Below are 8,771 nucleotides of genomic sequence, written 5' to 3'. Positions count from 1 at the left end.
ACATATATACGGCAAGGCAAAGCTGACGTGGTTTGAAGAGATTTTCGAAGAGTATAAAAGTAATCAATAGCCAGTAAAATAGCTCCTTCCAACCTTGGAAAGAAGCTATTTTTTATTGCTGCAATACTTTTCTTGGCTTGGTACCTTCAGCTGGACCGATGACACCTGCCATCTCAAGCTCTTCCATGAGACGGGTCGCACGGTTAAATCCAACTGACAAACGACGCTGAATCATAGATGCACTGGCTTTCTGAGTTTCGATTACCAAAGCCTTGGCTTCTTCAAAGAGCGGGTCACCACCAGATTCACCATCTGAAAATTCACCGTCGTTTTCAGAAACCTCACCTGGTTCAAAACTATCATCGTAGTCCGCATCTGCCTGAGCCTTGATGAAGTTCACAATGCGCTCAACATCGTCATCCGAGATAAAGGAGCCTTGGAGACGAACTGGATGATTTTCATCAATCGGTTTAAAGAGCATGTCTCCTCGACCAAGAAGTTTTTCTGCTCCATTTTCATCCAAAATCGTACGGGAGTCTGTTCCTGATGAAACCGCAAATGCTACACGAGATGGGACATTAGCCTTGATCAGACCAGAGATGACATCAACGGATGGACGCTGGGTTGCAAGAATCATGTGGATACCTGCAGCCCGCGCCTTCTGTCCAAGACGGATAATAGCATCTTCCACTTCCTTGCTGGCAACCATCATAAGGTCAGCCAACTCATCCACAATCACAACAATAAGTGGTAGTGGAATCTGCTTGTACTCAGACTGAGCATTAAACTCTTCTACCTTGGCATTAAAGCCTGCAATGTTACGAACTCCCACCTTGGCAAAGAGTTCATAACGATTTTCCATCTCATCCACAACCTTTTGCAGGGCCTTGCTGGCCTTGCGTGGATTGGTCACAACTGGAATCAAGAGATGGGGAATATCATTGTAAACAGACAACTCAACCATCTTGGGATCGACCATCATAAATTTAACTTGATCGGGTCGAGCTTTCATGAGAATGCTGGCGATAATGCCGTTAACCGCTACTGACTTCCCTGAACCTGTTGAACCTGCGACGAGCAAGTGGGGCATTTTGGAAAGGTCAAAAGCTCTTGCACTGCCATTAACAGCCTTTCCTAAAGGAATTTCCAAGAGATTTTCTGCTTTAGTTTGAGATTGTTCCCATAGTTCGCGGAAGGATACAGTCGCAATCTCAGAGTTGGGTACTTCGATTCCAACTAAGGATTTCCCTGGGATAGGTGCTTCGATTCGGACATCCTTAGCAGCCAAGGCTAGAGCGAGGTCATCTGCTAGATTGGAAATGCGGTTGACCCGTACACCCACTGCTGGCTTAACTTCATATTTAGTCACCGATGGTCCAATTTCGGCCCGTTCAACTGTTACCTTAATACCAAAGCTAGCAAAGGTTTCTTCTAGAATTTTGATATTTTCCCGAACGATTTTCTTCTCTTTAGACTGGTCTTTGGGTTTATCTGGGGCAAAGAGTTGTAAGCTTGGAAGTTTGTATTCGAGGGCTTCCTTGGCTGAAAAATCGACCTGAACATCTTCATCGTCAGAGCCATCTTCCTGTTCAGGGAATTCAAGTTCAGCTTGAGGCAGGATGATTTCTGGTTCCACCCACTCTTCTTCTGGAACAGGAGGAACGTCAAGCACAACATCTTCTGTCAGAATTTCACCCGTTTCCATATCAATAGGAGGCAAATCGAGTAAGGCTTTTTCAGCTTCTTCTTGTTCTAATCTAGCCTCTTCCTCAGCCTTTTGGCGAGCTTTTTCTTCTTGTTTGACAAAGCGTTCCTCTTTTCGAAGCTCATGTCCTTCCCTCCATTTGGCAAAGCCTCTACTGAAAAATTCAGCAATATCATAAACAGACCAAGGACTGACTAGGAGGGCACCCACTAAAATCAAGATAGAACCAATAAAGTAAGTACCGATATTTGAAAAGAGAAAGGCGGTTGGAATATAAAGAGCGACACCAATCAAGCCCCCTCCAGCAAAACTGGTCGTTCGAAAACCAGTCAAATCCGTCACAATCTGAGCCATGGTTCCTTTTAAAACCGACTTATCCAAACCATATTTCCAAACTAAGTAGGCCTCAAAAATCAAGAGCAAGCCAGCAAATATGGTGAAAAATCCTGATAAGAGTCCTTCCTGTTTTCGTATCCACTTGAAAAAGAAGAGATAGATCAATAGGGCAAATATTGCCAGATAAGCTAGACTACCCACCAACAAGCGAATTAAATTGTAAAGAGTGATACCTGCAGCCCCTAATTTGAAGGCTGCGAAAATCAATAAAATCGCGATTCCCAACGAAATCAACATTCGTTGGATCGCTTCTTTTCTCTCGAGTTCTGCTTTAGACGGTCTCCGTCTTGTTGTACTTGTATTCTTGTTTGCCATTCTTCTATTATACCATATTTCACAGGCATTTCGGAAAGAGAAAAAGACTGCACCAAACGGTTCAATCTTTTCATTTTATATCTATTTTTTATGCTTGGGGTTTGCGTAGGTAACCATAAACCACACCACTTACGATTGCCCCTACCAAGACAGCAACGAGGTAAAGGAGAGCATTTGAAGTAAGGGCGATAACGAAGATTCCTCCGTGCGGCGCCATGAGTTTGATACCAGTAAGACCAACGAGGCCACCTGCTACTGCTGAACCAAGGATGAAGCTTGGAATCGCACGAGCTGGGTCAGCGGCACCAAATGGAATCGCTCCCTCAGTGATAAAGGATAAGCCCATGATGATGTTTGTCAAACCAGAGTTACGTTCTTCCTTAGTAAATTTATCTTTGAAAAGAAGCGTTGCGACAAAGATTGCAAGTGGTGGCACCATTCCTCCAGCCATAACTGCTGCCATAGCCACAGAACCACCTGAAGAAACAGTTGCTGCAAGCGTACCTGTACCAAAGACATAAGCCGCTTTGTTAACTGGTCCACCCATGTCAACAGCCATCATTCCACCAAGGACGATACCAAGAAGGACAGCTGAACCTCCTCCAAGACCGCCTAGGAAATCATTCATAGCAGTGTTGATTGCTGCCATTGGGATGTTAACAGCTAGCATGACAAATCCTGTCAAGATTGTTCCAAGAAGTGGCAATAGAAGGATTGATTTAGCACCTTCGAGTGAACGAGGAACTTTAACGTATTTCTTGATGGCAAGAACCAAGGCACCTGCGATAAATCCACCCACAAGGGCACCTAGGAAACCAGATGAGACACCTGCAAGAGTTGAAGTTGCTTCACCACCTGCGGCATAAGGAATTTTACCAAAGGCAAAACCTTCTTTGGCAATAGCACCAGCCACGAAACCTGCTACCAAACCCGGTTTTTCAGCAATAGAGTAGGCAACATAACCCGCAAAGACTGGAAGCATCAAACCAAAGGCAGCTCCACCAATTTTCATGAACATAGAAGCTAACTCATGGTAAGAACCAAGATTGCCAAGGTTTTCATTTGGAACACCCAAAGCACCGTCAATCAAGAAGGCAAGGGCAATCATGATACCACCACCGATAACGAATGGTAACATTTGAGAGACACCACTCATCAAGTGTTTGTAGAAGGCACCACCAAGGCTTTGTTTTTCGTTAGAGGCTGTTGCGGCTTTGGCACCATTAGCGGCACGGTAGACTTCCGCATCTCCTGAAATAGCCAAGTTGATCAATTCTTCTGTCTTACGGATACCGTCAGCAACTGGACGATTGATCAATGGTTTTCCATCAAATCGATCCATTTCAACGGCCTTGTCTGCTGCAATGATAACAGCTTTAGCCTTACGGATGTCTTCCGCAGTTAGTTGGTTGCCAACACCGCTAGCACCGTTTGTTTCGACCTTAATGCCAACACCCATTTCAGCAGCCACTTTTTGAAGGGCTTCTTGGGCCATGTAAGTGTGGGCAATACCTGTCGTACAAGCTGTAACAGCCACGATAAAGTCACCAGAGTCATTGGCAGGTGCTTGAACAGGCTCTTCAGTTTTTTCTGAAGCTTGGTCAAAGAGTTCAATGACTTGGTCAGCTGATGTTACTTGACGAAGTTTGTCAGCAAAACCGTCTTTCATCAAGTATTGAGACAATTCTGCCAAGGCAGCCAAGTGAGTATCATTGGCACCTTCTGGAGCCGCAATCATGAAGAAGAGGTCAGTAGCTTGTCCATCCAAACTCTCATAGTCAACACCCTTGTTTGACTTAGCAAAAAGAACAGTCGCTTCTTTGACAGCAGCGTTTTTGCTGTGAGGCATTGCGATTCCATCACCCAAACCAGTAGAAGTCAAAGCTTCACGCGCCAAAATTCCTTCTTTAAAGGTTTCAAAATCTGTCACATAACCGTGGTCTGTTAGGCTTTTAATCATCTCTTCAATGACAGCAGTTTTTTCAGTTGCCTGCAAATCCAGCAACATGACATCTTTTCTCAATAGGTCTTGAATTTTCATCGTTTTTCTACCTCAACTTTTTCATATGTTCCTTTAATAAATTCCGCCGTTGCCAAATCATCTGAGAAGGTGGTTGCCGTTCCGCAAGCCACTCCCCATTTGAAGGCTTCTACTGCGTCTTTGGATTTGACAAATTCACCTGTGAATCCGGCAACCATTGAATCACCAGCTCCGACTGAATTTTTCACTGTTCCCTTGATTGGTTTAGCAAAGTAAGCTCCCCCAGATGTGACAAGAAGGGCACCATCACCAGCCATAGAGATAATAACATTTTGAGCACCTTTAGCCAGCAATTCTCGAGCGTATTTCTCAATTTGATCCAAACTTTCGAGTTTAACCCCAAAAATCGTTCCAAGTTCATGATTGTTTGGTTTGACCAAAAGCGGCTGGTAGTCCAAACTATCAATCAAGGTCTGTCCTTCAAAGTCACAAACCACTTGCGCACCCGTCTGACGCGTCAAGGCAATCAAATCCTTATAGATAACATTGCCTAGATTTTTAGCACTTGAACCTGCAAAGACAACTGTATCTTCTGCTGTCAGACTCGATAAAATAGCTTTCAACTCTTCTAGCTGGGCTGGTTCAACAGTTGGACCCCTTCCGTTGATTTCTGTTTCTTGGTCTGCTTTAATCTTGACATTGATACGAGTATCTTCTGCCACTTGGACAAAACGTGTCTCGATTTCTTCATCAACCAAAGTATCTGTGATAAATTTACCAGTAAAACCTCCGATAAATCCCGTCGCTGTATTTGGTATATCCAAACGTTTCAAGACACGACTGACATTGATTCCTTTCCCACCAGCAAACTTATCATCACTGTCCATACGATTGACACTACCGACTTGGACTTGGTCCAAACGGACAATATAGTCAATGGATGGATTGAGTGTGACTGTATAAATCATACTTCTATTACCTCCGTTTTCTCCTTAATAGCCTGCAAGAGCTCATGCCCTTGACTTGTGATAACGATAGCGCGTTTGAGTGGTGCTACCTTGGCAAAGCAAGTTTGTCCAATTTTTGACGAATCCACCAAGACGTAGGTCTGCTTGGCATTCTCCAAAATAGCTCTTTTCACAGCTCCCTCCTCCATATCAGGAGTCGTATAATAGCCATCGTCAACACCATTCATTCCGATAAAGGCACGGTCAAAGTGCAATTGGTTAATCTGGTTAAGAGCAACGCCCCCGATACTAGCATCTGTCGCCGTCTTGACGTTTCCTCCAACCATGACAGTTGGAATCTGCTTTTCAACCAACTGAGCGGCATGGTGAATGGAGTTGGTCACAACTGTAACATTCTTATTGACCAATTCATGAATCAAAAAAGCAGTTGTTGTTCCAGCATCGATAAAGATGACATCTTTTTCTTTAATGAGAGAGGCTGCCTTCTGAGCCAGCAACTTCTTTTCTTGAAGGTTTTTGACAGATTTTTCTTGAATGGTTTCTTCTTCTTGCAAGGAATGGGGCAATTCTGCTCCACCATGCACGCGACGAAGCTTGTTTTCCGCTTCCAACTCATCCAAGTCTCTTCGAACCGTTGATTCTGACGTTTCTAGCAAACTAACTAATTTTTCAAGAGAAACTACATGATGTTGATTTAACTCCTCTAAAATCAGTTGCTTACGCTCTGTTTTTAACACTGAATCACCTCCTGTTATCGTTTACACCATTCATTCTATCATACTTTTTTTCAAAGTCAAGCATTTTTTATCATTTTCCTTCAAATTCTGTCATTTTTCTTATTTACAGAATTTTTATTGCAAGATAAGGACCTTTATGGTAGACTATTTAAGTAAGTATTGGAAGATTACTCAAGAGGCTTAAGAGGCCGTGTTGGAAACGCGGTAGGCGTGTAATAGCGTGCGTGGGTTCGAATCCCATGTCTTCCGTGGAAAAACAGATCTAATACATGATACCCTAAAACTTTGTATTTCTATCTTAGTTTTTGGGTATTTTGTAATTTCTTTACAATCTCCACATCGTTTCAATATACAAGTTCTAGAGAGAGTATGAATTCTTTCCACTCCCTTCTTATCTCATACTATTTTACAAACAGTAAAAGACAAAATCTCAAATACTTCAAGTTTAATTAATCCAGTTTCTTAAACTCTTACTTTTTAACTAAACCATAAAAGATTTTCTTTTCGTTCTTTTTTTGATATACTTTACTTATAAAAACAGATAAATTAAATATCAAAACTTATTATGAAATTCTATAGAGTGTAAAATGAAGGGAAGAACAAAATATCAAAAGTTGTTAAAGTTACAGGAGCAGAGGTTGTAATCTCACATAATGAAGAGTACTTAAAAATAAATCCATCTGAATTAAATTTTGTTCCAAAATTAGGTGACGAAGTTGAAATTCATAAAGTAGATGGTGAGATTATTATCATGAAAGTTGAAGATAAAAAAGACGACAAAATTAATATTAACATTGTCAATGAAAACAACGCTGTGCAAAATCAGTCACAAGTTGTTCACACTCAAGAAATCGCTACGGGTGTACATTATGTTAATAAGTGGGTTTATGTTATTCTTGCTTTATTCTTAGGCGGATTGGGTATACATCATTTTTACGCAGGATATAACGGAAAAGGTTTCCTTTTTCTGATTTTATCTTTAACAGGAATACCTGCTATTATTGCACTTTTCCAAGGCATCATAGCTCTCTTTAAGAAACCAGATGCATACGGAAGGATCGCTGTCTGATCTACATTTCAGATTTCCACTCTCTAGAATGTAGATAAAGTAGAAAGGAAAGATATGAAAGAGTTACTTCTGACAGATAGTGAAGCTAAAGCTCTCATAAAAATAATTAAAGCAATTGCTAATAAACACAATCGAACTCTTACGAATCGCAGTTCAGGTACTATTGACCTTGTTGGCAAGCATGATACTAGATTTATTTTGAACTACTTCTACAGCACTACAAGCAAAGTTTTTCATCTAAGGGAAACTCAACACAACTATACTCTCCTACGAATCAATCTAAATAATAAATTCCATAAGAACGCAAACGGCGAGAAAGTTTGGGGCAATCGAGTTAACATCTTCTCTGAAGAGGAGTATGATCAAAAAGGGGATGAAACAACTCATTACAAAGCCTATCCACTACCTTATGAAGATATTCTTAACACTGATGACTTCCTGAATATGCTTGATAATTTGCTTGACTATACCAATGTGAACAATCCTGAAAATATAGCAATTAATATACAAGAGGATTTGTTATAATCACCCTATAAAGAAAGGAGAATATCATGAATGCTACTGATATCAAAAATACCTATCTAAATTACATAAAAGAAAACGCTGTTTTTAACGATGTGACTGATACTCATACTGAAGTGATTACTCCTTTTATAGACCCATTAGGTGAAGCTATTGGTTTCTCAATAAAAAGCAATGGAAAACATTTGACAGTTACAGATGATGGTTATACTATCTGGAATTTATCCATTAATAATATTGATGTTACAAAAAAAGGGCGACGTCAAGACATCTTTAACTCACTTCTCCACTTTAATGGATTTGATTTACACGATGGAGCAATCGAACGGACGACTGGTAAAGAACATCTAGGACAAGTCATACATGATATGACACAATTGCTGATGAATGTTTATGACTTTATTCAGCTAACACCTAACAATATTAAATCTCAATTTTTAGACGATGTTAAATCTTACTTCATGAAAAATGAGCATTACACAGTCTTTCCAGCTTTCTCAATTGCAGGTAAATCTCGTTTAGAACACCGCTTTAATTTTGTGTTTATGAGTAAAGGTATTTCAAAAATAGCCAGAGTTCACAATAACATAACCAAACAACAAGTTGATACTATCTTAGCTAGTTGGTTAGATACATCTGAATACCGTAGAAAAGAATATGGAGATACAGAACAGTTGTATATCATTGTAAGCGATGAAGGGTATAATAATATCAAAGATGACCATCAAATCGCTCTACAAGAGTATGGTATTAACATTTTGAACTTCTCAGATAAAGAACAATTAGAGGTCCAATTAGGGAAGTAACTACAAAAAATCCTATATTTACTAAAGCATGCAGAGGAATACTCGAATCGGAGAACGCTTTACGAAGTACATAGATTTCTAGGATGCAACAAATGTTGTATCCTTTTTTGTATCCCTTTTTTAAAAATAGGGTCTGTTTTAGGCTCTGTTTGTGACTCCTTTTTTAGCAAAAGAATGCAAAGGAATACCAAAGACAAAAACAAAAAACGTTGATTTAACAACGTTTTACCAAGGAATGCAAAAGAATGCAAAGGAGTCATAACCACCCGTGA

Annotated in this window: 8 protein-coding genes and 1 tRNA gene; 4 read left to right on the top strand and 5 right to left on the bottom strand. The window is 40.5% G+C overall.

Going from position 1 to position 8,771, the window contains the following annotated elements:
• Positions 1–112 precede the first annotated feature (112 nt).
• The 4 genes from HT719_RS08110 to HT719_RS08095 all read right to left on the bottom strand — a co-directional run bounded on the left by HT719_RS08110 (position 113) and on the right by HT719_RS08095 (position 6,102).
• Complete coding sequence (locus tag HT719_RS08110; protein ID WP_345790039.1) at positions 113–2,416, bottom strand: DNA translocase FtsK; 2,304 nt, start codon at positions 2,414–2,416, stop codon at positions 113–115.
• A gap of 88 nt (positions 2,417–2,504) precedes the next feature.
• Entirely contained in the window at positions 2,505–4,457 is a 1,953-nt protein-coding gene (locus HT719_RS08105) for a fructose-specific PTS transporter subunit EIIC (protein WP_172928830.1), read from the bottom strand.
• Positions 4,454–5,365 (bottom strand): 1-phosphofructokinase, encoded by a 912-nt coding sequence (pfkB, locus tag HT719_RS08100; protein ID WP_050222950.1) that lies wholly within the window; start codon positions 5,363–5,365, stop codon positions 4,454–4,456. The genes HT719_RS08105 and pfkB overlap by 4 nt, the downstream gene beginning before the upstream one ends.
• Positions 5,362–6,102: a DeoR/GlpR family DNA-binding transcription regulator gene (locus tag HT719_RS08095; RefSeq protein ID WP_000920642.1), complete on the bottom strand. Its 741-nt coding sequence runs from the start codon at positions 6,100–6,102 to the stop codon at positions 5,362–5,364. The genes pfkB and HT719_RS08095 overlap by 4 nt, the downstream gene beginning before the upstream one ends.
• Positions 6,103–6,263: 161 nt before the next feature.
• Between HT719_RS08095 and HT719_RS08090 the strand changes: the two genes are divergently transcribed.
• From HT719_RS08090 to HT719_RS08075, 4 genes are all read left to right on the top strand, one after another.
• Positions 6,264–6,351 (top strand) — tRNA-Ser (locus HT719_RS08090).
• A gap of 502 nt (positions 6,352–6,853) precedes the next feature.
• Complete coding sequence (locus HT719_RS11660) at positions 6,854–7,171, top strand: TM2 domain-containing protein (protein WP_023932861.1); 318 nt, start codon at positions 6,854–6,856, stop codon at positions 7,169–7,171.
• A 54-nt stretch (positions 7,172–7,225) separates the two neighbouring features.
• Positions 7,226–7,696 carry a hypothetical protein gene (locus HT719_RS08080; protein ID WP_119948107.1) on the top strand — a complete coding sequence of 157 codons (471 nt, stop codon included), beginning with the start codon at positions 7,226–7,228 and terminating at the stop codon, positions 7,694–7,696.
• A 26-nt stretch (positions 7,697–7,722) separates the two neighbouring features.
• Positions 7,723–8,499: a DUF1828 domain-containing protein gene (locus HT719_RS08075; RefSeq protein WP_050222948.1), complete on the top strand. Its 777-nt coding sequence runs from the start codon at positions 7,723–7,725 to the stop codon at positions 8,497–8,499.
• Positions 8,500–8,558: 59 nt separating this feature from the next.
• On the opposite strand, the gene HT719_RS11345 is transcribed toward HT719_RS08075, so the two are convergent.
• On the bottom strand, positions 8,559–8,771 hold a 213-nt coding region (locus tag HT719_RS11345), incomplete at its 5' end, for a hypothetical protein (RefSeq protein WP_205380748.1).

This window comes from Streptococcus sp. k-378 (assembly GCF_013277505.1).
Lineage (GTDB): Bacteria > Bacillota > Bacilli > Lactobacillales > Streptococcaceae > Streptococcus > Streptococcus pseudopneumoniae.
Note: the sequence above shows the minus strand (reverse complement) of the source record. Positions and strands in the feature narration are given on the sequence as shown.